The sequence below is a fragment of the Pseudomonas sp. BRM28 genome, from assembly GCF_002939405.1.
Classification (GTDB): domain Bacteria; phylum Pseudomonadota; class Gammaproteobacteria; order Pseudomonadales; family Pseudomonadaceae; genus Aquipseudomonas; species Aquipseudomonas palmensis.
The window spans coordinates 3,679,447-3,705,237 of the sequence record NZ_PEFV01000001.1; the positions used below are offsets into that span (position 1 = coordinate 3,679,447).

At 61.5% G+C, this 25,791-nt stretch carries 24 protein-coding genes; 8 read left to right on the forward strand and 16 right to left on the reverse strand.

Features of this window, described 5'->3' with window-relative positions; translation table 11 throughout:
- Positions 1-14 precede the first annotated feature (14 nt).
- The 7 genes from CR917_RS17245 to CR917_RS17275 are packed head-to-tail and all read left to right on the forward strand — an operon-like array spanning position 15 to position 12,267.
- The gene (locus CR917_RS17245; RefSeq protein WP_104572673.1) at positions 15-3,551 is read left to right on the forward strand and encodes an alpha/beta fold hydrolase; all 3,537 of its coding nucleotides are present in this window, start codon (positions 15-17) and stop codon (positions 3,549-3,551) included.
- Positions 3,548-5,038: an NAD(P)/FAD-dependent oxidoreductase gene (locus CR917_RS17250; protein WP_078481915.1), complete on the forward strand. Its 1,491-nt coding sequence runs from the start codon at positions 3,548-3,550 to the stop codon at positions 5,036-5,038. Before CR917_RS17245 ends, CR917_RS17250 begins: the two co-directional genes overlap by 4 nt.
- On the forward strand, positions 5,026-7,686 hold the full coding sequence (locus CR917_RS17255; RefSeq protein WP_104572674.1) for a beta-ketoacyl synthase N-terminal-like domain-containing protein: 2,661 nt from the start codon (positions 5,026-5,028) through the stop codon (positions 7,684-7,686). Before CR917_RS17250 ends, CR917_RS17255 begins: the two co-directional genes overlap by 13 nt.
- Complete coding sequence (fabD, locus tag CR917_RS17260) at positions 7,683-9,500, forward strand: ACP S-malonyltransferase (protein WP_104572675.1); 1,818 nt, start codon at positions 7,683-7,685, stop codon at positions 9,498-9,500. The genes CR917_RS17255 and fabD overlap by 4 nt, the downstream gene beginning before the upstream one ends.
- On the forward strand, positions 9,497-9,760 hold the full coding sequence (locus CR917_RS17265; RefSeq protein WP_043860793.1) for an acyl carrier protein: 264 nt from the start codon (positions 9,497-9,499) through the stop codon (positions 9,758-9,760). The genes fabD and CR917_RS17265 overlap by 4 nt, the downstream gene beginning before the upstream one ends.
- Positions 9,753-11,483, forward strand: a complete 1,731-nt coding sequence (locus tag CR917_RS17270; RefSeq protein ID WP_104572676.1) for a fatty acyl-AMP ligase — start codon at positions 9,753-9,755, stop codon at positions 11,481-11,483. The genes CR917_RS17265 and CR917_RS17270 overlap by 8 nt, the downstream gene beginning before the upstream one ends.
- Positions 11,470-12,267: a thioesterase II family protein gene (locus CR917_RS17275; RefSeq protein WP_104572677.1), complete on the forward strand. Its 798-nt coding sequence runs from the start codon at positions 11,470-11,472 to the stop codon at positions 12,265-12,267. Before CR917_RS17270 ends, CR917_RS17275 begins: the two co-directional genes overlap by 14 nt.
- Here the strand turns inward: CR917_RS17275 and CR917_RS17280 are convergent.
- The 3 genes from CR917_RS17280 to CR917_RS17290 all read right to left on the reverse strand — a co-directional run bounded on the left by CR917_RS17280 (position 12,264) and on the right by CR917_RS17290 (position 13,993).
- On the reverse strand, positions 12,264-12,554 hold the full coding sequence (locus tag CR917_RS17280; RefSeq protein ID WP_052504224.1) for a DUF3077 domain-containing protein: 291 nt from the start codon (positions 12,552-12,554) through the stop codon (positions 12,264-12,266). The two genes, CR917_RS17275 and CR917_RS17280, sit on opposite strands and share 4 nt — an antisense overlap.
- A gap of 200 nt (positions 12,555-12,754) precedes the next feature.
- A complete protein-coding gene (locus CR917_RS17285; RefSeq protein WP_104572678.1) occupies positions 12,755-12,982 on the reverse strand; it encodes a hypothetical protein in 228 nt (75 codons plus the stop codon).
- Positions 12,983-13,627: 645 nt separating this feature from the next.
- Positions 13,628-13,993 (reverse strand): DUF2388 domain-containing protein, encoded by a 366-nt coding sequence (locus CR917_RS17290; protein WP_104572679.1) that lies wholly within the window; start codon positions 13,991-13,993, stop codon positions 13,628-13,630.
- 554 nt (positions 13,994-14,547) lie between these two features.
- Between CR917_RS17290 and CR917_RS17295 the strand changes: the two genes are divergently transcribed.
- Positions 14,548-14,718: an HNH endonuclease signature motif containing protein gene (locus tag CR917_RS17295; RefSeq protein WP_104573187.1), complete on the forward strand. Its 171-nt coding sequence runs from the start codon at positions 14,548-14,550 to the stop codon at positions 14,716-14,718.
- 525 nt (positions 14,719-15,243) lie between these two features.
- Here CR917_RS17295 and CR917_RS17300 read toward each other — a convergent pair.
- The 13 genes from CR917_RS17300 to CR917_RS17350 form a co-directional block, all read right to left on the reverse strand.
- Positions 15,244-15,747: a DUF2514 family protein gene (locus tag CR917_RS17300; protein WP_104572680.1), complete on the reverse strand. Its 504-nt coding sequence runs from the start codon at positions 15,745-15,747 to the stop codon at positions 15,244-15,246.
- Complete coding sequence (locus CR917_RS17305) at positions 15,744-16,187, reverse strand: structural protein P5 (protein ID WP_104572681.1); 444 nt, start codon at positions 16,185-16,187, stop codon at positions 15,744-15,746. Before CR917_RS17305 ends, CR917_RS17300 begins: the two co-directional genes overlap by 4 nt.
- Positions 16,188-16,329: 142 nt before the next feature.
- Positions 16,330-18,222, reverse strand: a complete 1,893-nt coding sequence (locus CR917_RS17310) for an acyltransferase family protein (protein ID WP_104572682.1) — start codon at positions 18,220-18,222, stop codon at positions 16,330-16,332.
- A 359-nt stretch (positions 18,223-18,581) separates the two neighbouring features.
- Positions 18,582-19,007, reverse strand: coding sequence for a phage tail assembly chaperone (locus CR917_RS27130; RefSeq protein WP_146095022.1), 426 nt, complete (start codon positions 19,005-19,007; stop codon positions 18,582-18,584).
- Between the two features lie 2 nt (positions 19,008-19,009).
- On the reverse strand, positions 19,010-19,939 hold the full coding sequence (locus CR917_RS27135; protein ID WP_146095023.1) for a hypothetical protein: 930 nt from the start codon (positions 19,937-19,939) through the stop codon (positions 19,010-19,012).
- 1 nt (position 19,940) lies between these two features.
- Positions 19,941-20,582: a DUF2612 domain-containing protein gene (locus tag CR917_RS17315; RefSeq protein WP_104572683.1), complete on the reverse strand. Its 642-nt coding sequence runs from the start codon at positions 20,580-20,582 to the stop codon at positions 19,941-19,943.
- Complete coding sequence (locus CR917_RS17320) at positions 20,582-21,802, reverse strand: baseplate J/gp47 family protein (RefSeq protein ID WP_104572684.1); 1,221 nt, start codon at positions 21,800-21,802, stop codon at positions 20,582-20,584. Before CR917_RS17320 ends, CR917_RS17315 begins: the two co-directional genes overlap by 1 nt.
- Entirely contained in the window at positions 21,795-22,142 is a 348-nt protein-coding gene (locus CR917_RS17325) for a hypothetical protein (RefSeq protein WP_104572685.1), read from the reverse strand. Before CR917_RS17325 ends, CR917_RS17320 begins: the two co-directional genes overlap by 8 nt.
- Positions 22,139-22,846 (reverse strand): Gp138 family membrane-puncturing spike protein, encoded by a 708-nt coding sequence (locus CR917_RS17330; RefSeq protein ID WP_104572686.1) that lies wholly within the window; start codon positions 22,844-22,846, stop codon positions 22,139-22,141. The genes CR917_RS17325 and CR917_RS17330 overlap by 4 nt, the downstream gene beginning before the upstream one ends.
- Before the next feature lie 71 nt (positions 22,847-22,917).
- Positions 22,918-23,340, reverse strand: coding sequence for a hypothetical protein (locus CR917_RS17335; protein ID WP_104572687.1), 423 nt, complete (start codon positions 23,338-23,340; stop codon positions 22,918-22,920).
- Positions 23,341-23,412: 72 nt separating this feature from the next.
- Positions 23,413-24,828, reverse strand: coding sequence for a hypothetical protein (locus tag CR917_RS17340; RefSeq protein ID WP_104572688.1), 1,416 nt, complete (start codon positions 24,826-24,828; stop codon positions 23,413-23,415).
- On the reverse strand, positions 24,825-25,133 hold the full coding sequence (locus CR917_RS17345) for a hypothetical protein (protein ID WP_104572689.1): 309 nt from the start codon (positions 25,131-25,133) through the stop codon (positions 24,825-24,827). Before CR917_RS17345 ends, CR917_RS17340 begins: the two co-directional genes overlap by 4 nt.
- Positions 25,133-25,789, reverse strand: a complete 657-nt coding sequence (locus CR917_RS17350) for a phage baseplate protein (protein ID WP_104572690.1) — start codon at positions 25,787-25,789, stop codon at positions 25,133-25,135. Before CR917_RS17350 ends, CR917_RS17345 begins: the two co-directional genes overlap by 1 nt.
- Positions 25,790-25,791: the final 2 nt, after the last annotated feature.

Consider the following 25,791-nt stretch of genomic DNA (forward strand, 5'->3'; position numbering starts at 1 on the left):
CCGGGGAACCGACCATGAACCAACCGACCCACCTGCCCCTGACGGGCGACCCGGATGCCGGCGCGCTGAGTGCGCGCCAGGCGCTGCTGCTGCTCGACAGCCTGGATGCCGGCGCCGCGCCGCCGCTGGAGCAGCGCCTGCTGGAGGACCTGCGCGATCTGCTGCTGGGCGTGCTGAAGATAGACCCGGCGGACTTTTCGCCAACACGCGCATTGATGGACTACGGCCTGGACTCCATCGCCTCCACCGAAATCGGCACGCTGTTCACCCAGCGCTTCGGCATCAGCGTGCCACCGACGGTGTTCTTCGAATTCCAGAACCTGCAGAGTTTCTGCGGCTACCTGCTGGCCAACCATCACGGGCAGTTGCTCGAGCATTACGGCGACAGTGCGCCCTTGCCCGCCCCCGCACCGGTTGTGGCTGCGGCGCCACCGATGGCGCAGGTGGTTGCGCCCGTGGCTGCCGGCGCAGTGGCCACACCCGCTACGCAAGGCCCCTTGAGCATCGAGGCGCTGTGGCAACGCTATGAGCACCTCGCCCCCGCTGCCCCGGCGGTGGTCCAGGGCACGCGAGTGAGCAACGAGTACGAGCCCAGCCAGGCCCTGCTCGACGAACAGTTCAGCCTGTGCCAGCAGGCCACGCGGGTGCAGATCCACCGACCCGGCGCGCCGCGCCTGGAATGCGCGACCTATGGCAGCGGCACGCCGGTGCTGATGCTGGGCGGGCTGGTGATGCAGTACGACGTGATGTGGCGCCTGCAACTGCAGGCGCTGGGGCGCGGGCACCGGTTGATCATGCTGCACCTGCCCGGCTGCGGCGAGGCCGAGCTGCCGCCTGCGTTCGACATTGCGCACCTGGTGGCCGATATCGTGGTGCTGCTGGATCAGCTGGGTATCGACCAGCCGCTGCCGGTGATCGGCTATTCGTTCGGCGGCGTGCTGGCCCAGGCCTTTGCCCTGGCCCACCCGCACCGCTGCGCAGGGCTGTGCATCAGCGTCAGTTCGCCGTTCAGCGAAGGCGCGTCGAACTTCCCGGTACTGATGGGCGAGCTGCAGAAAAGCCCGCGCTTCATGACCCTCAACCGCGGCTGGAACATGGCAGCGCTGCCGGCCTACCAGCAGGTGATCGGCGACTTCGACCTGCGCCCGCAGTTGGGCAACCTGCACTGCCCGTGCAGGATCATCTGCGCCAGCGACGATGCCTATCAGCCGCCGGCCTATTCGGCGCTGATCGCCAACGCCGTGCCGCATGCCGAACTGATCGAGGTGCAGGGCGCCGGGCACCTGCTGGGCTTTACCCATCACCAACGCTACAACCAGTTGCTGCTGGAGTTCCTGCACAACCTGCCAACCCCCGAAGGCCCGGCCCGGCACCCCGTGCCCCCGGTGTTTCAGCCGGCCACCGCGCACACCCTGCAGACGCTGGAAGACTACGTGCGCCAGGGCGAACAGGGCCACTGCGCGATCCTGTCGGCGCCCGCCGCGCAGACCGCCCTGCTGCTCAATCACCTGGCCAAGCGCGGCAAGCGCGAGCCTGCCGATTACCGCAGCTACTTCATGACTTCGCTGGAGGAAGCCTTGGATGCGGCCCTGCGCCTGGCCCGCCACCATGCACGCAACCGCACCCCCGACGGCCAGGGCGAACTGCTGCTGATCGACGACAGCGGCTACTGGGCGCGCTACTTCAACCCGCTGCAGCGCGCCGATGCCAGTGCGCTGGTACCCGGCATCCGGGTGGTGGCGAGCCTTGCCCAGGCGCTGGCCTACCAGCGCCAGCATGGGCCCGAGCAACTGGCGGCGGTGGCCTGCATCCAGGCCGCCGACGCCAACGCCGAGGCCTGCGATGCCTGGCTGCGCGAGCTGGCCGGCAGCGGCATTCTCAGCCTGGTGGTGGAGCCTGCCCGGCAGGCCGGGCACTGGCCGTTACTGGCGTTGTGCGAAAGCCCCGACCTGATCGTGCTGGGCGAGGGCCTAAGCGGGTTCCAGGCGCCGCTGGGCGCCTGCCTGGTACATGAACGGGTGAAGAACCCGTGGCTGATGACGCCCAACGAAAGCTATGTGCGCCATGTGATGAGCAACTTCGGCCTGCCGTTCAAGCTGGCCTTCGAACACCTGATGGCGCAGTTCGCCGCCGGGCTGAGCGTGGATGAACAACGCGAACTGCGCCGCATCGCCAGCAGCAGCGAAGCGACCTACCAGGCGCACCTGTGCTACGGCAACCGCGGTTACGCGAAGATCGCCCGCATGCACGGCTTCGATGGGCGCTTCCACGAGGCTCGCGGGGTGCGCTCACGGCTGATGCACGATGGCGAACCCTCGCGGGAAATCATCGACTGCTTCGTCAACGTGGGCACCTGCCCGCGCGGCCTCAACCCGTTGGATGTGATCGAGCAGGTCGCGCGCCAGCACGACACCCGGCGTGACTACTGGGGCGAGCTGCAAGGCCTGCTGCAGCACAACACCGGCCTGCCGATGGCGCTGCCGGCCTCCAGCAACGTCACCGCCGTGGAGGCCGCGCTGACCCTCGGCCTGCTGGCGGCCAGGGGCGAGCGTCACAAACTGCTGTGTTTCAGCGGCGGGCTGGGGTTCTCGATGCTCAGCGCCGCGGCCTCGCACACGCTGGGCTTCGATATCTTCCGCGCGCCGTTCGAGCCACTGCATGCGCATACAGTGTTCATCGACCCGCTGGCCGAAGACGCCGAGGCGCAGTTGCAGGGCCACCTGCTGAGCGGCGAAATCGCCCTGGTGTGGTTCGAGACGATCCAGGTCGATGCCAATGCCTCGCGCCCGGTACCGCCCCACCTGATCGCGATGATCGAGCGCCATCGCGACGCCGGCGGTTACCTGGTGGGCATCGACGAAACCCAGACCAACCTGATGACCGGGCGCTTTCTGCACAGCCAGGCACAGGTGCCGCAGCCGGATATCGTGGCACTGGGCAGCGCGCTGTGCGACAGCCTGCTGCCGATGGGCGTGGTGCTGTGCAGCGAGGCCGTGACCCACGCTGGCGCCCAGCGACAACCGCAGCGCGTGGCCGACCTGCAGGGGCGCGGCATCAGCCAGCTGAGCGCGCACCTGGCGCTGAACTGCCTGCAGGCACTGGAGCGCGAGGGTGCGCTGGCCCATGCGCGAACGCAGGGGGAGTACTTCCACCAGCGCCTGCTGGAGCTGCAACGGGCGTTCCCGCTGATTCGCGCGGTGCGCGCCGAGGGCCTGCTGCTGACGGTGGAGCTGGAGCTGGCCGGCACCCCGGCGTTTGTCGAGCGCAGCTTCGGCTACCTGCTGTGGGGCAGCCTGCTGCGCGACCCCGAAGGCGGGGTGGCGGCAGCCGTGTGCCCGATCCACAACCACTGCCTGCGCTACCTGCCGCCGCTGAACATCGACCGCGACAGCATCGACCTGATGGTCGCCAACCTGCGCCGGGCCCTGGCCCGGGGCGTGGACGGCGTGCTGCAGGACTGCGCCGAACACAACCGGCACCTGGGCGATACGCGCACTGCGCAGTTTCTGTCGAGCCTCACCCACCCTAAAAAAAAAGGACCCAACCTGTGACTGAGCACACTCGCGTCAACTCGCCAAGCCACGCCGCACCGGGTGTGGCCGCCATTCGCCCGCTGACCGGGCCAGGCCCCAGGGTGTGCATCGTCGGCGCCGGGGTCGGCGGCCTGTCGATGGCCCGCGCGCTCAAGCGCAAGCACATCGCCTTCGACTGCTTCGACAAGCGCGACCGCATCGGCGGTATCTGGGCCTTCGACCACACGGGCGAGCACACCTCGGTGTGGCACAGCATGAACATGAACACGCCCAAGGGCCTGTACCAGTTCAGCGACTTCCCCATGCCGTCGCATTACCCGGACTTCCCCTCGCACCGCCAGGTACATGCGTACCTGGACAGCTTCGTCGAGCACTTCGCGCTGCGCGACAGCATTCACCTGGAGTGCCCGGTGCAGCACACCGAGCGCCTGGCCGACGGCACCTGGCGGGTGACCCTGGGCTCGGGCGAAGTACGCCACTACGACGCGCTGGTGGTCGCCAACGGGCACCACAACACGCCTAACCTGCCGGACTACGCAGCCACTGCCCGGATCGACAGCATCCACTCCAAGCACTACCGCTATCGCCACCCCTACCAGGACAAGACCGTGATGGTGGTGGGCGTGGGCAACAGCGGCGCGCAGATTGCCGTGGACGTGAGCCACGATGCACGCATGACCTACCTGTCGCTGCGCCGTGGGGTGTACGTTCTGCCGCACTACCTGTTCGGCATTCGCGTGGACAAGGTGATGGGCCCACTCAACGACTGGTGGGTGAAGAAGCTTCTGCCCTACCCGCTGACCGGGCTGATGTTCACCGGCCTGTACAAGCTGCTGATCGCCAAGCGCAAGCAACTGGGCATGCCCAAGCCCGACCACCTGATGATGTCGAGCCTGCCGACGCTGTCGGAGAACTTCGCCAACCGCGTGGGCGACGGCAAGCTCAAGGTGGTGCCGCAGGTGCAGCGCATCGACGGCAACACCGTGCACTTCGTGGATGGCAGCAGCCTGGAAGTGGACGCGGTGATCTACGCCACGGGCTATCACACCGACTTCCCGTTCTTGCCCCAGAGCCTGTTGCAGATCGAGGAAAACCGCATTCCGCTGTACCAGCGGATCTTTTTGCCCGAGGTGCCGAACCTTGCCTTCATCGGCGTGTTCCAGGCCGTGACCTGGGGCTTTCTGGACATGATGGAGCGCCAGGCCGAGGTGGCCGCCGACTACTTTGCCGGTGCGTACCAGCGCCCCGGGGCCGAGGCCGAGCGCGCGCACATTGCCGCCGAGCGCAAGGTGATCGAGCGCGAGTTTCTGGCCACCCCACGCAACAACTACGAGATGCACGGCCCCACCTACCTGCACTACCTGGCCAAGGAGCTGCGCCAGGGTCGCGAGCGGGCCCAGGCCGGCAATCGCCAGAGCCCGTTGCTGAGCATCGCCCACACCTATGACGCCAGCAGCGCCGCACACCACGTCCAAGAGCGGGAGCCGGTCTCATGCCCGTCGTGACGCCGGTCGCCGTGGTCGGCATGAGCGCTCGCCTGCCGGGGGCGCCAGACCTGCGCGCGTTCTGGCAGCTGTTGCGCGAAGGCCGCGATGCGGTCGGCCAGGTGCCGGCCGAGCGCTGGAACTGGCGCGACCACGACAGCACGCTGAACCCCGGGGAAGAGACCACCTACTGCCAGCGCGGCGGCTTCATGCCCTGGGTCGACCGCTTCGACGGGCGCTTCTTCGGCATTCTGCCCCGCGAAGCGCAAGGCATGGACCCGCAGCAACGGCTGTTCTTGCAGGCGGCCTGGGCGGCGCTGGAAGATGCCGGCTACGCGCCGGGCCAGCTGGCCAAACGGCGGGTGGGGGTGTTCGTGGGCGTGGGCCATGCCGACTACCCCACGCTGATGCGCCGCGACGGCGTGCCCAGTGATGCCTGGCGCGGCACCGGCATTGCGCTGACAGCCATCGCCAACCGGGTGTCGTACTGCCTGGACCTGCACGGCCCCAGCGAGGCCATCGACACCGCCTGCTCCAGCTCGCTGGTGGCACTGCACCGTGCCCGGCAGGCACTGCAGGACGGTGAATGCGAGCTGGCGATCGTGGGCGGGGTCAACCTGCTGCTGGGGCCGGAGCTGTTCATCGCCTTCGGCAAGGCCGGCATGCTCAGCCATGCCGGACATTGCCAGACCTTCGCCGCCAGCGCCGACGGCTATGTGCGCGGCGAAGGGGTGGCCGCGCTGGTGCTTGCGCCGCTGGCGGCAGCCCAGGCCAACGGCGACTTCATCTACGGCCAGGTGTGCGCCAGCGCGCAGAACCACGGCGGCCGTGCCCACAGTTTTACCGCGCCCAACCCCAAGGCGCAGACCGAGGTGATCACCCGGGCCTGGCAGCAGAGCGGCCATTGCCCCAGCCAGGCGCGGATGATCGAGACCCACGGCACCGGCACGCCGCTGGGTGACCCGATTGAAATCAACGCGCTGAAAAACGCCCTGCCCACGACCGAGGCCGGCACGCCCATCGCCCTGGGCGCGCTCAAGAGCCAGATCGGCCACCTGGAAGCCGCGGCCGGGATTGCCTCGGTGATCAAGAGCCTGCTGTGCCTGCAGCATCGCCAGGTGGTGGGCAACCTGCACCATGACGAGCTCAACCCGCAGATCGAGCTGGCGGGCAGCCCGTTCTATCTGCCCGATGCCACGCATTCCATGGGCGAACAGGATGCACCGCTGCTGGCCGGGGTGAGTGCGTTCGGGTTTGGCGGGGTGAATGCGCATGTGGTGCTCAAGGCTGCCGACAGGGGGAGCGACAGCCCTGGCGTGCCCGACGGCCAGCCGTATCTGGTGCTGCTGTCGGCCAAGGATGAAGACGGCCTGCGCGCCCGTGCGCGGCAGTTGCTGGCGGCCTTTGGCGAGCCCTTGCCCGATGCCGGCGGCGCGCTGCGCCAGGCGCTGGACGAACGTCTGCGCGACCTGCTGGGGCTGATGCCAGGCAACGGTGTGGCCACCCGGCTTGCCGAGCTGAAGGTGGACGCCGAGGATTTTGTAGGTTGCCTGGAGCAGGCGCTGGACGCCCTGCAACTGGACGTACCCATCGATGCATGGCGCGGTGCGGTAAGCCTTGAAGAGGTGGTGGAGCGGCTGGTGGGCGAAGCGGCGGTGCAGCCTGCAGAGGCGGCACGGCTGGAGAGCTTGAATGCGTTGCCGGGCGGCCTGTCGGCCAGCCTTGCAGCCATCGCCCGCAGCCTGCAGGAGGGGCGCGATGCGATGGTGCGGCGGCTGGCGGTGGTGGTCGATAGTCGCGAGGCGTTGTTCGAACAGCTGCGGGCGTATCTGGGGTCGTCTGATTGCCCCTCGGATACCCGGTGGCACAGCGCTGATGGGCTGACCGCCAAACCGGCGCCGGAGGCAGGCAGTGGCCGGGCCGACCGTGCACTGCTCGAGCACTGGGCTGCGCATTGGGTGGCCGGCAAAGTGCCGAGCCCGGGCTGGGCCACGCTGTATGGCGACGAACCGCGGCCACACAAGTATCCCTTGCCGGCCTACCCTTGGCGGCTGGATCGGGTGTGGTACAGCGCAGCCGTCGCAGCACCTGCGCCGGCCACGCCGGCACAGGCGTGGCTCGACTGCTGGGCGCCTGGCGCGGCGCTGCCGGGTTCATGCATGGCGCTGGCCGCCCTGGTGGACCATGTGGCCCAGCCAAGCAGCGTGCTGCACTGGCACGATGTGTGTTTTGGCCCGCCGGTTGCCCTTGCGGCAAGCGACACGCTGCACTTTACCCGCGCCCCACGGCATTGGCAGGTGAGTGTGAACGGGCAGGTGCTGCTGCAGGTCGAGACCGCGGCTGCGGTTGCTGCCGCGCCGGTATTGCAGGCGTTGCCCGTCACGGCAGAGGGTGTGCAGGCGACACTGCCTCAGGGCCTGGACGGCTACCGGCTGTGGGCTGCGCTGTTGACCCACCTGAGCACAGCGGCGGGCACCAGCCTGCCCTATCGCGTTCGCACGCTGACGCTTGATCCCCAGGCGTTGCGAGACGCGCGGCAGCTGAGTGTCGAGCGCCAGGGCATGACCTTCGATGTGGCCCTGTGCACGGCCGATGGCCGCTGCGCACTGCGCCTGGCGGGCATGCAGATGCGCGCCTTCGACCTTGTGCGCCAGCAGGTGAGCGCATGAAGGCGTGGTTGTTCCAGGGCCAGGGCAGCCAGCGCAAGGGCATGGGCGCGGCGTTGTTCGCGCGTTTTCCCGCGCTGGTGGCCGAAGCCGATGCGGTGCTGGGTTACTCGATCGAGCGTCTGTGCCTGGAAGACCCCGAGCAGCAGTTGAACCTCACCACCTTCACCCAGCCGGCCATCTATGTGGTGTCGTGGCTTGGCTACCTGGCGGCACGTGAGGATGGCGTCGTTGCCAGCGTTGCGGCCGGGCACAGCGTGGGTGAGTACGCGGCGCTGACCGCTGCCGGCGCGCTGGACTTCAGCCTGGGCCTGCGCATCGTCATCGAGCGGGCGCGGTTGATGGCCCAGGTGCAGGGCGGCGGGCTGGTGGCGGTGCTGGGCCACGATCGACAGCGGGTGCAGGCACTGCTGGACGAACGGCCGGATGCAGGCCTGGCCATCGCCAATATCAACAGCCCCACACAGATCATCGTAGGGGGCACGCTGGCAGCCCTTGAACAGTTGCTGGAGCACTGCACAGCGCGGGGGATTCGGGCCATTGCGCTGAAGGTGAGCGGGCCCTTTCATACCGCGCACATGGCCGCTGTGGAGCAACCGTTTCGGGACTTTCTGCATCGCATGAGCGGAGCGTTTCGCGAACCGGCATTCCCGGTGATCGCCAACGTGCACGCGCGCCCGCATACCCGCGACGGGCTGGTGGAGGCACTGTCCACACATCTGACCCACCCGGTGCAATGGCAGCAGGTGGTCGAGCGGATGCTGGCCGAGGGCGTCGAGGATTTTATCGAGATCGGCCAGCCTGCGATTCTGGGCGGGATGCTCAAGGCTATTCGTGAGCAGCCTGCCGTTGAGCGGTCGAATGCCCCTGCGCGCCCTGTGCTGGTGATTGCGCCTGACGCCCCCGCGCTGCTGAGCGAACTGGCACGCCACGGGGCCATGGGGCTGATCGACAGTCACGGCCTGGACAAGAAACAGTTGAAGGCCCGTGTGCTGCGCCTGAGTGCCGAGCCGCAGGTGGGCGGCCGTTTCGGTATCCGCCTGTATGGCCGCGCTGATCCGGCACTGATTGATTGGCTGGCGGGCCAGACACTGGCCTGCATCGAGGTGCCGGCCCACTGGCAGCCCCTGCGTGAGCGCTGCCCCGGGGTGCGTTGGCAGGTGCGGGTCGAGTGCATCGATGAGCTGGAGGCTGACGCCGATGCGCTGGTGATTGCTGCCGATACACACCTGCCCCTGCTGCTGGCAGCGCTGGCCCGGCGCAAGCCTTGCGGGCCGAAGATCGGCGCCAGCGGCCTGATCGGCAGCCCTGCCAGCGCCCAGGCGATGTTCGATATGGGGGTGGATTTCGTGGTGTGCGGCAGCGTGTTTCTGCTGGGCAGCGAGGCCGGCCTGCCCGTCGAGCGTCAGCAGCAGCTTGCCGGCATGACACAGGCCGAGCATCGCCCGTTGACGGACTGGCGCTACCCCGAGTTCGCCAGCCGCACGCCCGGCTATGTGCTCGACAGGTTGCGCAACGAACAGGCCGAGGCGTTGCAGGCCTTCTACCTCAGCGACAGCGGCGGCGATCAGGCCGCGCTGCGCGACCGCCTTGGCGACGCTGCCAACCCCGCGACCCAAGCCACCTGCGCACGCCGCGCACTGCAGGCCCACATGCTCGCCGGCCTCAACCAATGGCAACAGCCGGGCGATGCCTCGCTGTGGCTGTTCAATCGCTGGCGCCAGTGCTGCCGGCCCGAGCTGCCCATTCCCATGACCACGGAGCAATTGCTCAACCTGCTCTGCCCTCCCCTCTGCCCTTCAAGGACAACGCCATGACCCTGGTCGAGACGCTGCAAACGCGCATCAGCGAATTCATCTGCTGTGAAATGGACCTGCCGCCCGAAGACATCGACCTGGATACGCCCCTGGGTGCGTTCGGGCTCGGCTCGCTGGCGGGCATGAAACTGATCGGCAGCCTGGAGCAGCAGTTTGGCTTGCGCCTGTCGCCGACCCTGGTGTTCGAGCACCCGACCATCGCCGAATTGGCCCTCGCCATCGCGGCGATTGCCGCCCGTGGGGAGGCCGCGCATGTTTGACAAGAGCTGCCTGAGCCCACAGGAACTGGCCAGTGCCACCGGCCTGCTGGCGGTACACGATAGCCTGGCGCTGCGCGCCTGGGTGCACCCGCACAAGGTGCTGTTCACCCTGCTCGACGACCAGGGGGAAGAACAGCAGCAGGTCAGCTACCAGCAGTTGCTGGGGCGGGCCAACGCCATCGCCCGCCAGTTGCAGGCCGTGAGTGAGCCGGGTGATCGCGTGGCGCTGTTCTTCCCGCAGGGCCTGGACTTTATCGCAAGCTTTCTGGCCTGCCTGATCGCCGACCGCATCGCCGTCCCCGTCAACCTGCCGAACCGGCGCCGGGTGGAGCGTTGCCTGAGCATTCTGCATGACAGCGGCAGCCGCCTGCTGCTGGTGGCCGCAAGCGAACAGGCAATGCTGCAGCAGGCATTTGCCGGCACCCCGGCGGCGGCGCTGGCGATGCTGAGCCCTACCGACGATTGCGACGCACCGCTGGCGTTCGCCCGGCCTGCGGAGCGTGACCCACAGCGCGTCGCCTTCTTGCAGTACACCTCCGGTTCCACCTCGGCGCCCAAGGGCGTGAGGGTGAGCCACGCCAACATCACTGCCAACCTGCGCATGATGCGCGACAGCTGGGCGCTGGACCACACCAGCGACTTCGTCACCTGGCAGCCGCACCACCATGACATGGGCCTGATACTCGGGCAGCTGCTGCCCATCGTGCTGGGCAACCACACGGTGATCATGGCGCCGGCGACCTTCGTGCGTCAGCCGCTGATCTGGTTGCAGGCCATTGCGCGGTACAAGGCGCGGTTGGCCGGGGGGCCGAACTTTGCCTACAACCTGGCGGTGGAGCGTTACGACGCCGAACGCCTGCAGGGCCTGGACCTGTCCCACTGGACCCACGCCCTCAACGGCGCCGACGTGGTTCGCCCGGCAAGCCTTGCGCGCTTTGCGCAGCAGTATGCGGAGCATGGCTTCAGGGCCAGCGCGTTTGTGCCGTGCTATGGGCTGGCGGAGGCAACGCTGTTCGTGAGCGGCGGGCCGCAGGGGCGGCCGGTATGCTCGGTGGTGGTGCCCGTGGATGCAGGGGCACCGCAGGAGCTGGTGGGGTGTGGCGAGCCTTCGTGGGAGGTGGAAATAGCAATCGTCGACCCGGCCAGCCGACAACGCTGCGCGCCTGGGCACATCGGCGAAATCTGGCTACGCGGGCCGAGCATTGCACAGGGCTACTGGCAGAACCCGGCGGCGACCGAGGCGGGTTTCAAAGCGCGGATCGACGACGGCAGCCCCCTGGATTACCTGCGCACCGGCGACCTGGGTTTTGTCGGCCCCGACGACCGCCAGCTGTACGTGTGTGGCCGGCTCAAGGACCTGATCATCTGCGAGGGCCGCAACCTGCACCCCGAAGACATCGAGTACACCGTGATCGAAGCCCTGGACGAGGTGCGCCCGCAGAGTTGCGCGGTATTCAGCCACGACAACGAGCAGCAGCGCCAGACCCTGGTGGCGGCCATCGAACTGAACCGCGAGATCAAGCGCTGGCTGCAGGACAACCCGCGTCAGCTCAAGGCGGTGGTGCGCAGCGCAGTGGTGGACCAGCACGGCATCACCCTCAACCGCATCGTGTTCGTGCAGCCCACCAGCATGCACAAGACCACCAGCGGCAAGATCCAGCGCGCGAAGATGCGCCAGCTGTACCTGACGAGCGAGCTGGACCTGTTCGATGAAACCCGCTGAGCCGCTGGTGCAGTGGCTGGCAGACGCCGAAGCGCCGGTCAGCCTGGTCTGCTTTCACTGCGCAGGCGGCAGCGCGCAGAGCTTCTTTGCGTGGAAGCAGGCGGCGGCTGGGGTATGCGAGTTGTACGCTGTGGAACTGCCGGGGCGCAGCCGGCGCTTGCGCGAGCCGTTCGCCCGCTCGGTAACGGAGGTGGCCGCGGCGTTTGCCGAGCAGTGCCAGGCGTTGCCCGACAAGCCGCTGGTGCTGTTCGGGCACAGCCTGGGCGCCCTGCTCGCCTACGAGACTGCGCGGGTGTTGCTGGCGCAGGGGGTGCGCAAGCCCGTGCACCTGCTGGTGTCTTCTCGCCAGAGCCCGGACTGGCTGCCCGTGTGCGCTGGCCTGCCAGCACTCAATGACCAGGCCTTGCGCGATTACCTGGCGAACCTTGCCGGCACGCCACGGGAGGTGCTGGCGAACCAGGCGATGATGGACCTGGCGGTGCCGATACTGCAGGCCGACCTGGAGTTGATTCTGGGGTATCGCCACACGCATGTGCGCGGCCTGGACATCCCGGTGGATGCGTTTGGCGGTATGGGTGACGAGCAGGTGCGCTTTGAATCGCTGGGTTGTTGGCAGCGCGTGACCGAGGGTGGTTTCAGCTTGCGCATGATCGAGGGCGGGCACTTTGCGGTGATGCAGCAGCCGCAGGTGGTGATGGCGCGGGTGCGGGTGATCGGTGACGGCCTTGCCGCGGCCGAGGGGCAGCATCGGCGCCCTTCGCCCGCTGCTGTGCGGGGTGACTAGTCGGTGAGCATGGCGTGAGCCACGTCCTCGACCAGGGCTTTTGACATGCCGCTGAGGCAGTGCGCGGCCCAGATCAGCGAGGCGTCCTGCTGGGTGCCGGCTTGCAGGGTGAGCTTGTACACGCAGCTCATCAGCGCGGCGGCTTGTTCCAGCGCGAACTGCGCATTGTGACCGGGTTGCACGCGGAACAGCCGGTCGGCGTTGGAGGCTGCTTCGCCTTCGCCGAAGGTGCCGACGCCGATGGTTTTGACCGCGTTTGTGGCGGGTGCAATCGAATCCTTGTCCATCCAAAATGCTCCTGCAGCGTTGCCAATTTCAGGAGGTGTGGGGGCTCTACAGGCGCCGCATAACCTTGTAGGAGCTGGCCTTGCCAGCGAATGCAGACACCGCCGTAGCCGAGTGCACACCACAAAACCCTGTAGGAGCGGGCTTGACCCGCGAACGACCGCAACACGGTCGCATAGCACCCAAGCCCCCTACTACCCCATCAGTGAACAGCCTGAACCCGGCTCAACGCCACCTCCACCAACCCCCGCGCGTGCTCTATCTCATGCACGGCCGCCAGGCTGAGCATCTGCTGGGGGGCTTGGGAATGAAGTAGCACCGCGTGCTGCGACACGGTCTGTGCGCAGAGCAGGTATTCGGAGAGTTGGATGAGGATGTCTTCGAGTGTTTGGGTGGCGTGGTGGGGTGGGTCTGGGACGATCTTGAGCATGACGATCTCCTTGCTTTATGGAGCCGCCAAACACCCTGCTGTCAAACAAGAAGGTGGCAGCTATACGCGGGTTGACAGACCGAGAAAGCAAGGAACCCGGCGCACACGAGTGTGCCCCACGTACAGCCGCCATAAAGCGAGCACATGCGGATTGCTTGATATCGATCTGTCAAAACCGGTCGTTGGATTGACAACGACGTGGGGAGACTAGAGCGGTATGAAGGCGCCCGCAATGGCTGGAAAGCGGCGGAAGTATGAATGGGAAATGGACTACACGGAATAAGGAATGTCTGAAATTTTCGGAGAAACTGCACGTTTAGTCTTGTATCAGAAGGCTACTCAGACAGTAAGGTGGCAGCTGTACTTGGGTTGACAGACCGAGAGCATTGAAACTCGGCGCACGTTGATGTGCCCCACGTACAGCCACCATAAAGATGCACCTACGCTAGACGTCGGAGACGATTTGGCAAAAACGCGCGCTTAATTGGCTACGACGAAGGGAGCGTAGTAGAGCGACGGACGCGGCGCCATGACGAGCGTGCAGCCAAACTGCGATTCGGAAAGTGACTACAGGAAAGTTGGAAACTTGAGGTTCGGATGTGACGGATTGTAAATTTGCGTGAGAACAGCGATTCAGCCAGAGCTCTAGTTCGCTGGCTGATAAGCCAAGATCGCCTTCGCCAGCCGCATCTCGTCCTCAATGGTAATCGTGCGCGTGGGCTGCAGTGCTATGAAGGCGGCTTGTAGCTCTACGCCCAGAATGGTGCCGTCGCTAGCCACGTAGGCAGCAGCATCATTACGGGCGTCCACGATTTTTTTATCCTGGTTTTTGCTGCTATTTCGGCTGCTGGCTTCCGCGTCCTCGGTCAGGGTCACGGGAAACAGCGTCACGGCCAGAGAAGACGTAACGATTACTCCAAGGAACGTGGGTTCTACGGCGCGGCCATCCCCGGCTTGTGCGGATGGGATGGCGGAAAAACTGAGCACAATTGCCGCTAAAAGTTTGCGCACCTACTCGCTTCCTGCGTTAGACCGATCGGGCAAAAACGCAATGTACGCGCATTCGGGCGAAGTATCGACTGAGGGAACATCAGACGGACAACATTGGACCAATCGGGGAGTTAACACATACCAGCAGTCGATCAAGTAGGTGGTGGCGGTACGCGGGTTGACAGACCGAGGACTCTAGAACTCGGCGCACACGAGTGTGCCCCACGTACAGCCGCCATAAACGCTTCACGCGCTCTAGGAGCAAGGGCTCGGCTGAGACTAGAGCTCTCACAGGAATTGCGCAATGGCTGGTGTTCAGCCGAAAGATGATTGGGAAAGGGGCTACGAGGACTAAGGAACACATGAAAAATCCCCCAAAATCAATATAGTCACGAAGCTGAAAATGGACCCGTAAGTTGATAAGCATTTCATGATGGCCACTTGAAATTAATCAAGATATTGCAGCACCATGCTTTTCCTACATTTTCGCAGGAAAGGTCTGACAGTGACGAAAGCAACGCCGAAGGAACTGTAGTACTACGGCCCCCTTTCTAAAAGTTGATGGGCAACCTTATCTGGAACCGCATCATATTAATCGAGTTTCAGATGGTGGCTTAGACCATCCTCAGTTTGTCGCAGCGATATGCCCGAATTGCCATCGAGAAATTCACTCAGGCGCAAATGGAGAGAGGAAGAATCTAGAGTTAGCAGCGAAAATTAAAAAAACCGAATTGCTTTACTCCTGAAATTACTATGGCACTTTTTCGGCTCGCCTTCACGCCCTTACTTGTAACGGTGCTATTTTCGATAACGCTTGCCGATTTATTCTCGAAGCTTGCCCTTACGAAAAGACCTATGCGGCTAAAGTAATTCGCTGCGCCCTAGCCACACTCAAAAAGCAACTAATTACAAAGTCGGCAATTTCCAAAAGAGAGTGATTGACTGCGGCGCAGAGGTAGGTTGGCTATTTCAGAAAACGTAGAAACCTAAGAATCTACATAAAAATCACGCACATGAAAAAAGCCATCCCTTTCGGAAATGGCCTTATTCACTGAATATATGGTCGGGACGGAGTGATTCGAACACTCGACCCCTTGCACCCCATGCGTGCAGGATACACCTAAAGCCTTACGGATCAAGGCCTTGAGCGGGCGCTCGCTGCAAACGGTGCCGCACTGTGCAACACCAATTTTCACCATCCCCCGAAAATCTCCCCACGGGCTCCGGTCCGCATCCGGCGTTCTGCCGACCGTTTCCGTTCCTTTATATAGCTACTCACCCTTTCGACGAATACCATCGACCACCGCCTCGCACGCCAGCCCAGCTATTCGACTTCGCTCAAGCGCTGCTGAGCAGCTGCCCGCCATTCGGTCAGCGTCTTCAAGCAATCCCCCGAGCACCACGACGGCAGTGGCTCCTGCTTGGCGCTGCTGGGCAGCGATGGCATTGCAGGTGGCTGAATGTCCGGCGCGCAGCCGGCTGATTTCCCCGCGCAGCCCACCAGCAGCAGACTCGGCAGCAGCAGCGCGATCCGCCGCCAGTTCAAGCTGTTTCCTCGCATTGCTCTCCTCCTCATCCACCACCGCCTGCCGGCGAAGCTCTTCTTTTCTGGCCACCTGCTCAGCCAGGGCCCAGGCCTGCTTGTCGCCAGCATCGCGCGCGGCCCACCTGCCCTGCCACTCGTTATTCATCGTCGTGCGCCCGTGCTCATAGGCGCACCAGTACGACGCCAGCAACAGCAGCAAGGCCGTAGCGCGCCAGGCCCAGCCGTTCACGCCAGCGCCCTGCGCACGCCCTCGTCGATCACCGACGCCGAATACGGATTGCCGCCGTTCTCGTGCACGATGATGCCCAGCACGGTCTCGCGCATGGTCTTGGGGTCCGCAATGTTGATCGAGTCGCGCAGGCCGACGCCCAGGCGCTTGGCGATCGCTTCTGCGTATGCCTGGGTGTTGTTCTCGTTGCTGGGCGCCCAGCGGCTGATGAACTCCAGGGGCGTATCGATGCCGGGCTTGCCGACGCCGGGGATGCCGTCCTTGCCTCGGTAGTTGAGCAGCAGCTTGCCCAAGGCGCGGATGCCGTTCTCTACTGTGTCGAACCGGGCGAACCGTGGCTTCGACACGCCAAGCTCCAGGCCAAGTTGGCCCAGCCAGGCGTTGCGGGGGTTGTAGTCGATGTTTCCGGGGTTATTGTTGCGTACGCCGCGGGCGGTCATGGGTTTTCTCCAGGCGAAAAAAAGCCCGCGCTGGCGGGCATTAGGGAGAACCTGCAGCAGCTGCTGCTCGGTGATCGGCATTGCTTACAACCCTATAATGAAAAAGCCCGCAAAAATCGGGCCTGATCAGTGGAATCTGCTGTCAGTGTCCTGAATGTATGGCGTCAACCAGCTTCCTTGCTACCGCTATTGAGCCGCCTCTTGTGTAGTGGCCGTAGTCCCACGCGGTTGGAACAATTTCACCATCGACATCGAGCGACGCCTTGCATTCTCCTTCGCGGCAGAGCTCTTTAAATACGGAAAAATACTGATATCCAGATTTTCCAGAGGCCGATCCTATCCTCTTATCCCAGTCCTCAATAACTCCATACAGACTGGTTTTCATATAGTGCTCTTTGTCTAAATGCACACCTTTTTTGAACATGTATGTTGGCAGTGCCACCGGCCACTTAGGAACCAGCCCAACAACAACAACGCGCGTCCCCGGTGTTTTTTCGTGGATATAAGCAACAGTTTTAGCGATTTCTTCTACAGGATTTTGCCAATGATATGTATCCCAGTTGGCATGCATCACCAGCACGCTGGGCTTCATCTCGACTATCTTGTTTATCGCAAAGTCATTTACCGATCGGCACTTAGGCCTCCACTCAATCGTGACATCCTTCAAAGGAGGGCAACTGCCAGCGGTTAGCTGAGTGACATTCTTTTCTTGCTTGATGAGCCCATAGGAAAGAGCCGCCGCGTGCGAATCCCCCCATATTACAATTCCTCCGTGCGCGGAACCATAGCACTCCTTGCTAAACGATTCAGGATCCTGGCCTTGATCAAGGAAGCACTTCTTGAGCCTTGAGTATTTACCCATGTCCTGCCGTTCAAATGAAAGCAGAATTGCCTGCTCGTCAGTCAATCTATTCTCAAACCCGTTGGTGTGGTATCCAGTAAGGCCTATGGCCAAAAACGCAACAGATCCCGCAGCGCTATAGGCGAATATTTTTCGCCTTGATATCTTATCTTTGCTCCGAAATGGAGCCTCCACATACCTCCAGCTGATGTACGCGAGAGCAAGCGTGAGGCCTATCAAGAAAGCTACTTTATCAATCCCTAGCTTTTCAGTTTCCCCTAGACGTGCGAATGCAAAAAGGGGTTGATGCCAAAGATACGCGCTATAGCTGATAAGCCCAACAAACACTACAGGCTTCAAGCTAAGTATCCTGCCGACCAGCGTCTTCGAGTCAGCGAACACTATTATCAAAACAGAACCGATGACAGGAATTAAAGCATATGCGCCCGGGAAAGGGGTTTTCTCATCAAATCGAAAAACGGAGAGTCCCACCATAACCAAACCAATCATACCCAAAAGCTGACCGAAAACTCCTGAAGAAATATTATGCCGCTGGTAATAGCAATAAAAAGCGACGAGAGCGCCGACAATTAGCTCCCAGCACCGCGCATGGAGAAGATAAAAAATTGCATCAGGGCTGTCTTTTAGCCAAAACTGGGAATACGAAAAACTGGAAATGCCAATGCATATGAGCAACGCAACAATCGCACCCCTCCCAAATCGCCACATTGAAAGCAGGACGATAGGGAATATTATGTAATACTGCTCCTCAACGGCCAAACTCCAAGTATGGAGCATAGGTTTGAGCTCTGACGAAGTATCAAAATACCCGCTCAAACTCCAAAAAAGAAAGTTTGAAGAAAACAAAGGAACAGACGCGAGACTCAATGAGAAGTCTTTCATGTCCTTTGGTGTTGTGGTGAACCAAGCTATAGCCACGCTCACCATCATCACTAAGAACAGCGCAGGAAGAATCCTCCTTGCTCTCCTCTCATAGAAATTTAAGACAGAGAATTTTTTTTGCTCATTCTCAGATATGAGGATTGAGGTAATTAGGAACCCACTTATCACAAAGAAAACATCAACCCCAATGAATCCACCGCTGAATCCAGGTATACCAGCATGGAAAAGGATCACCGGAATCACTGCGAGGGCGCGTAGCCCGTCTATCTCTCGTCTGTACGGAATCGCCATTCTGACCCCCAACCGTTAAGGTCGTGGATGCTAACACTTTTTAGTAGCTATCGCACGATCGTCAGCGGTCAAGTTCTTCAGAGTGTTATCGCAGAATATAGGGCCATTTTGTACGTTGTCGTTCCGATTCGGTAGAGCGCCCATATCTTGATCGGTCCAGGGACAGGAGAGACACTGGCAGTTGTGACGGAAGGCCATCCACGATTCCAACTGCAATGTCCATAATGCCATTAAAGTAACATGCTTGCATGGTGCAAATTGTTAGACAACACACACCTGGCGAACAACCTTGGAGGTCCCTGAACCTGCGATAAGCCCGATATTTATAAGTTGCGAACTTGCGCTCGCCCTTGTTTGGACTAGCCTTTAACCTCGGACATCCAGTCGCGTGGTTGCGGCCTATGCAAAGCATCAGGAAAATGACTATGTTCAGGCCAGTCTCTGAGCTGCTGACGGTATTCTAAAAGCTCTAAAAGTTTTTCGGCGCCAATAGTCGTTTCAATACCCCAATCTATCTCATCTCTGTGCCGAATGACGACCCAGTCGGTTGAAGAAATTTCGCCTTTTCGCCATATCCGTTCAAGATCAGACAGTTGTTCTATTGATTGTGCTGGCTTCTCTTGCCTAACTACGATTCCTTTATCAATCAGGTATGAATATCCTTCCGAGATGGATGCATGCATTCCCGATCTATCGGCAACCGATATTTCTACAGACCCCGGCGGAGGGGCGACAGTAGAAGAGTCGAAAAAACCAGGGGGGCTATCGTGGTAAAAAATTGCCATGCTTATCTCCCAATTGCCACGCCTATCACGCTGAGAATGTTTTTCTCTGTCGATGCGGTATTAAACAGCAGCACTGTAAAGCCGGTTTTAGTAAACTGAGTGGGCGTTGCAATTACTCCGGTATCAGCAGTGGTGCTTCCAGTGGCTATTGAAAACGGAATGTATGGATTGTTTGCAAACGCTTTTAGCCAAACTCCGTTTTTTGTTGCTTGGCCTCCGTTACCGGATATTCCATTCTGGGATCCGGCGTTCGACCACTGTATCATCCAGCCCCCTAGCCAGCTAGGGACTTGAATATATCCGCTTGCAGCTAGAAGAATATCGACCCCGTACCGAAGTTTTTTAGGCGTAACAAAAACAGAATCATTTGTACCAGTATCAACCTGCAACTGAGTTGCTGCACCGACGCCAGTAGAGCTTGTGAGCACCCACGATCCGATTATTGAAGAGTAAACCACCGTGCACACACTGCCGGCAAGTATCTCGCCACCGCCCAGCGCTATTTGACCAAGACTGAGCAATGGGGCTGCGGGCAATCCATTTGGCGAAAAGGTGCTAGCTCCAGTGTTCGCTGCAAGCGCACGAAACCGAAGGACCAAACCGTCAGATACAGCGCCAACTGCGGGCACGTAAGCGGCAGCGTAGGCGTTCGCAGCCCCCGTCCCCTCTGCGTAGTTCGAAGTACCAAGTATCTTCATCATCGCATTAAAGTATTGCGATGAGCCGACCTTATCGACCAAGTCGTTGGCAACTATCGCGGCACTTGATAAAAGTGATTGGAAAAACCCTTCCTTGTCGTTTGCCCAGTCCTGCTCGAGGTAAGATCCGTCCTTCGCGCCGGGAGCAGTCCTATTTTTGAATGACCCCTGCGGGTATTCATCGGTTGGATTATTGAAACGACCTGGGTACCGCTCGTTAAGCTTAAGTGCCATGTTACGCCCCTATATAGCCTGCAAATTCTGCGTCTTCATCACCGAATTCGGCATCTACATCGTCGAATTCGACCATATCGAATCCCTCAAGGAATCCGTTAAATCTCACCGCCTGCGGCTTTGGCACTAGACCGGCGTTCAGCAGAGCAAATCGTTCAAGGTTTGTGATTTGCCCGTAAAACTCGATGCTGAACGACATGTCCTCGCCGTCAGTCACGCGCAAGACATCAGCCTTGGGAAGCAGGAAGTTCATGCCGTCGAGGATGTTCTCGATCGTGGCGTCTCCGTTGTTCTTAACGATCTTGGCCTTGATGACCAGCCGGTAGAGTTCGTCGGAGAGTTGCCCGTCCTGATCAATCGTCAGTGCGCTGAACATGGCTTCGTCGTCGCCGAATTCATCGCCGTCAGTTAGATCGAACAGGCCAGGGTTCATGGGCATCGAGCCCACGAAGCTGCGCGGTGCCACGACGATCCTGCCAATGACGTTCAGTTGCTCACCAAGCACATTGTCGATGTCGTAGCTCTTGCGGACGGCCTCGGCGGCGTCCTCAAGGCTACCGCCCAGCTTCCTGGCTATGGCGTACCAATCCACGGCCTTAGGCTTGTCGCGGTACTGCGCGTAGATGCGGTCTGGGATGTTCATCACGTGATCACTACGGTGATGTTGCTCTCCGTCCACCGGGACATCTGGTTGTAGGAGATGGCGACGTTTGCCTGGCCGCCGTTGAGGCTGGACGAAGGCAGGTCGACATAACTGTCACCGTAGGAGCCGATGACCTTGTTGACCGGCGTGAAGATGGTGCTGAACGGGACAATCTCGCCGATATCGAAGCCATCGATCTTGAACCCGACGTCTGCAGGGATCAGGTCGCCAGCGGCATACTCCATGATCGCCTCCTTGATCAGCTGGTCAGCGTTCGGCGGGAGCGATCCGTCGTTGACGACGTGGATTACTGGGACCATGTCGACGTAGATGGGCCGGCTGGCGCGGATCAGCTTCTTGTTGGTCGGGTATTTGGGCGACGTGACTTCGACCTCAAATGGCGTCCCGGCCTGGTACAGCAAGGCGCCTGGGTTCTTCTTGAGGTAGATGGCCATGGCCACATCGGTGTCGGTCCCGCCGTCGATCACTGCCGCTATGGAGTGCGCCGGCAGGCCGTGCGGGTTGTCCACCGACACCGCGCCGCTGTTGGTGTCGTTCTCGTAGACCTTGACGCGCCGAACCCCGGAGACCCCGAACAGCTCGCCAATCATCGAGTCGATCTGGTTGTTGCCAGGCCGGCCGACTGCCGTTGCGCGCGTAACGCGGAGCTGTTCATCCCGCTGAGCGTCAGTGCCGGGGGTTGCGGGGGCGGCGTTGTTCACCGATGCCATGCCAGCCACCACGTCCACGATACGGGTAATGGTGTCTGCGTCTGCCTGGGTTGGGCCCACGACGGTGCAGGTCGCATTGACCGTGGCTGACCCCGAGCCATCTGCCGTGACGGTTTGATCTGTCGACCAGCGACTGCCGGTGACAACCGACTCGAACCGGTTCCCCTTCAAAATCACGGTACCCGGAGTCGCCGTAAGCGTCAGCTCTACACTCGAGCGCGACCCACTGGAGCGGATGGTGCCGGTCAGCGAGCAAATAATGTCGAGGTCGTTGCCCTTGGCCTTGTTCGGGTCTTTGGAGTTGTACGCACGCTGCAGTGTTTCGTCCAGGGCATAGAAGATCTCGGCGTCATGCGCCATTTTCAGGCCGTCGGGCGTGGATGGATCGAGGTTCCAGAGCGGATCGATATCCACGTAGAACTGACGTTCCTGGGCGAACCACTCGTTCTGCGTCTGTAGCACGTAGCCAGTTGAAGTCAGGCTAGCCATTCAGTGTTACCTCGTCCGTGCCGAACTCAGTGAGTATTCCAGCGGTCACGCTGTAGCGGCGGGTGGTGATATCGAAGTCGGCGGAGAAGCTGGTGAGGCGGATCACGCCAGGCGTATTGGCAATACGCGCCCTCAGCGCAGCCTCGGCCGCCGACAGGCTGGTGAACTTGCCAAGGATCTGCTCGTACCAGGGTGTGCCGTCGGTGATGTCGCGGAAGTACTCACCCAGGAACAGCCGAAGCCTGGTTAGCACCGTCTGCGCTACTTCGGACTGGCCAGTGATGAACTGCTGGCCGCGTGTCACGATGTCGCCGTTGTCGTCGAGTCTGCGAACGGTCATATGATTGGCCCATCCGAAATCTGGTTGCCACGCGTTACGCCCGTGGTCCTATGCGTGTTCAGCGATATGCCGTCAGCCGTGACGACGTCACCTTCTGGCGTGATGGTCAGGCCATTGATCAGAAACGACCCGTCAGCCAGCAGCTGAAACATGCCCGCGCCGTTCTGCATGAGGGTTGTGCCGTTGGCCAGCACGCTGAATCTGGCGACCCCGTTGTCCATGGAGATGCTGTTGTCGTTCTTCAGCCAGACGAATTGCGTGCCGGCCCGGTTGCGCAGGCGTACACCGTTGTTTTGGAACTCAGGTAGCACATTGGGCTGTGACCGGAACCCGGGCAGGAACATGGCGTCCTGCATGTTGTGGAATCGACCAATGGGGTTGGCAGCGATGCCGCCGCTCTGGATCCAGCCATCAATGCAGCGCTGCGAGAACAAAATGTCGCCCTCACACTCTGTGTCGATCTGGTACTCGACACAGAAATCACCGCCCGGGAAGTAGACGGGCACCTCGATGATCGGCGGGACCTTGAACTCGGCGCCGTTGATGTCCACCCGGGCAACGCCAACCTGGACTTGGGCGAGCTGGGTCAAAGGATCGAACGTCAGTACATGCCCTGGTATGGAGGTACACACCCCCTTCATGACCTCGCGGAATGCATCGCGGATCAGCTTTGCCTGCTTTGCGCGGCCTTCAGACTCAAGCATTCAGGCTCTCCATTTTGCTGCGGGCAATAAAAAACCCGCCGGAGCGGGTCGATTCTGTTGTGATAGGGCTCCTATCTGGTCTCGCCGAAACCTTCGGTTAGGATTCCCTTTTCGCTGTACTGGCTGTTCACCAAGGCTTTTATCTTGGCATCGACCTGCCGGAGGGTCGACATCATCCCCTTCGTTGGCCCATTGGTGAGTGACTTGCATCCGCTGCGCGACAAGCTCAGGTCGTGCTCGCGGATATCGGCGATCATGGCATTGTAGGTCCGCATGTTCTGCGACTTGAGCGCTATCGACACCGACCCTCCGCCGTAGGCTGGGTCATTCGCGACGTTCACCACTCCCCCACCGGCCCGAAGCGCCACATCGACGTAGTTGTACATCTGGCGCCCGTCGCACTCGGCGAACACTTCATCGGCGGTCACACAACCTGACGTAGAAGCCGCAAAAAGCGCTAAAGCCGCGAGCATGGCCCTGCTTTTCGTCGACATGTGAGCTCCTGGTATCAACGAGATTTCTGCGAATGTAGCAGACAGCCCGCAGCGATTCCGAGGGCCTATTGATCACCGGACGAACTGCTGACCGCGCATGAAAGAGTTGTTGACCGATGCAACAGCCTCTCCTCGGGTGATCACGCCGTTGTGATTCACATCCAGCCCCGAGTTGGCGGCGTACTCCCGCTGGTAAGGTCCGGTGTCTCGCTCCCACATAACGTAGGAATCTGGACGGCCAACCGCGACAGGCCACAGGACGGCGAGGTACGCGTCACCCAGGTTACGAATGCGCCCGTTGTAGGGCTGGTAGTAGCTCTCGACGTAGTCCAGCTGCCGCACCGCCGTCATGCGCGCAAGCTGTGCCGTGGAGGTGCCCAGTCCGCGAGCGGTCGACTCGATGAACTGGATCAGCCCAGTGGCCGTGCTGCCTGGGTTGCGGGCTGCCGGACTGAAGGTGTAGCTGGTTTCGAACCCCATCACGGCCATCAGCCAATTCGGGTCAACCGAAAGGCGTGAGGCGATCTCGCGGACTTTGACGCGGAATGCCTGATCTACCCTGGCACCCCATATCAACTTGCCGTTCTCGGATGTGGCGGCCTGCGTGATGTTCGGCGTCGTTCCCGCGCGCAGACCATCTATTTCGGTGCGCCATGTGTCGCTGCCTGAGTCGCCGGTATGCTTCATTGCGAAAATGTTGTATTCGCCGTTCGCGCTGGCGTCACCGCTCAGTTCGGAAACAAACAAGTTCCCGGTGTTGAACGTGGCGAACTCGCTCTCCACGTCGATCTTGCCATTGATGCGCAGTGCCGGGTTGAGCTGTACCGAAACAAATACGCCGAGACCTTCTGGGCCGCGTGACACCTCTGGTATGCCGATCATCCCGCTGAACTGATCAACCCTCACTGGCGCGGCTGTACGCGGCATGTTCGGCTTCGTGATAACGATCCGTCCGCGGTCCTGCATCCATTCGAATTTGTAGGCGTAGGCCAGGTCGGTCATAGCTGAAGGGATGTCCCCGTCAACCACCAGACCCGATGCAAGCGGTTTCGCGTCGGCGAACTGGGCGTTGTCGATATCGATCGGCAGTGGCCATGCCGCCGCCATGGCTCGCAGAATCTCTTCAATGCGGGTGCCGATGCCGAAAGAAAGCTGGACAGATGCCCGGTCCACTGCCGGCTGGCCAGAGCGGCAAATCAGCCTGGTGATGATTTCAGGCTGACCTGGCTCGCGTTCGCGCAGGGTATTGGTCACAAAACCGGTGAACACCGCGTCGATGTTGTCGTCGTAACCGGCGCGCAAGACGATGCTCGACCCCTGCGCAATGCTCGACCCTTTGTTCATGTTGTAGAGGCGGATGTCGGCGAAAGAAATCGCGTCACCCGGCGAGATGTCGATGTTGAACTGGATGCGAAACTGCCGACGCCCGATCTGCGGGCTGATATACGGCTGGCCGTTCACGTCGACCGACCAAACTCGCTCTCTCATGTTTCCACCAGTGGGGGTATCCAGACGAGGAAGTTGTCGACGCCAAGGTTGTCCAGCGTCACGTCGGCACCGGTGAACACCATTTGGCCAATACCGGTCCGGTAGCTCTGAATTACGTCGCTCCCAGGCTCAAGCATTGCTCCGGACACCAGCCGGCTGCCATCGCGAATTAGGTTCATCGACCAGGCAGGGGCATCCAGATAGGAAATGAAGTCAACCTCGAACTCGATCAGGTTATCGCCGAGCTGGACGGCGAAGCGCTGGTGAGCATTGATTGCACCAGGGCGCAGGGGGATCACGAACATCAGACGACTCCATCAAGAATGCCATTCACTGCGTTCGATACCGCCTCGTTCGCCTCCTTGGCGATCGCCTGTCCGCGTTTGATTGCGCGCGACAGGGCACTCTGTGAGGGGTCACCCTCTCGCAGCTGTGGCAGCGAGCACTGCGTGTCCTGCACGATGCGGTCGAGGCTGATGACTTCCTGAAGGTCGACAACGAACTCAAGGCCGCCCTCGTTGCGCGGCTCCTTGGTCCTGGCAAGGCGAGTGATCGCCATGTTCTTGAGCAGGATGTCGCCCGCGTCGATGTCGAATGGGTCAGCGGACTTCATCAGCCAGATGAGGAAGTCGAGGGTGGTACTGGCCCTGGTTTCGTCGCTACCGGCGAGGAACCCGGCCGAGAGACCCGCAACCGTCGAGACGATCGGATTGTCGGTCAGGTTCGACAGCGCACCACCGAGAAAGTCGGTCAGCTGCACCTTGACGGGGTTGTTACTGATTGCACCGGTCATCGTCCATTTGAATGGGTTCAAAATTCGGTGATCTGAAATCCGAACTCCGGACTCGATCGGGATTGAAGTGAGCGTCACCGTTGCTTCGAACGTATCCTCCAGCACCGCGTCGAACGAGTAGCCGGCAATAGTGGGCGCCTGGCGCGTGAAGATGTTGATGATGCTCACGG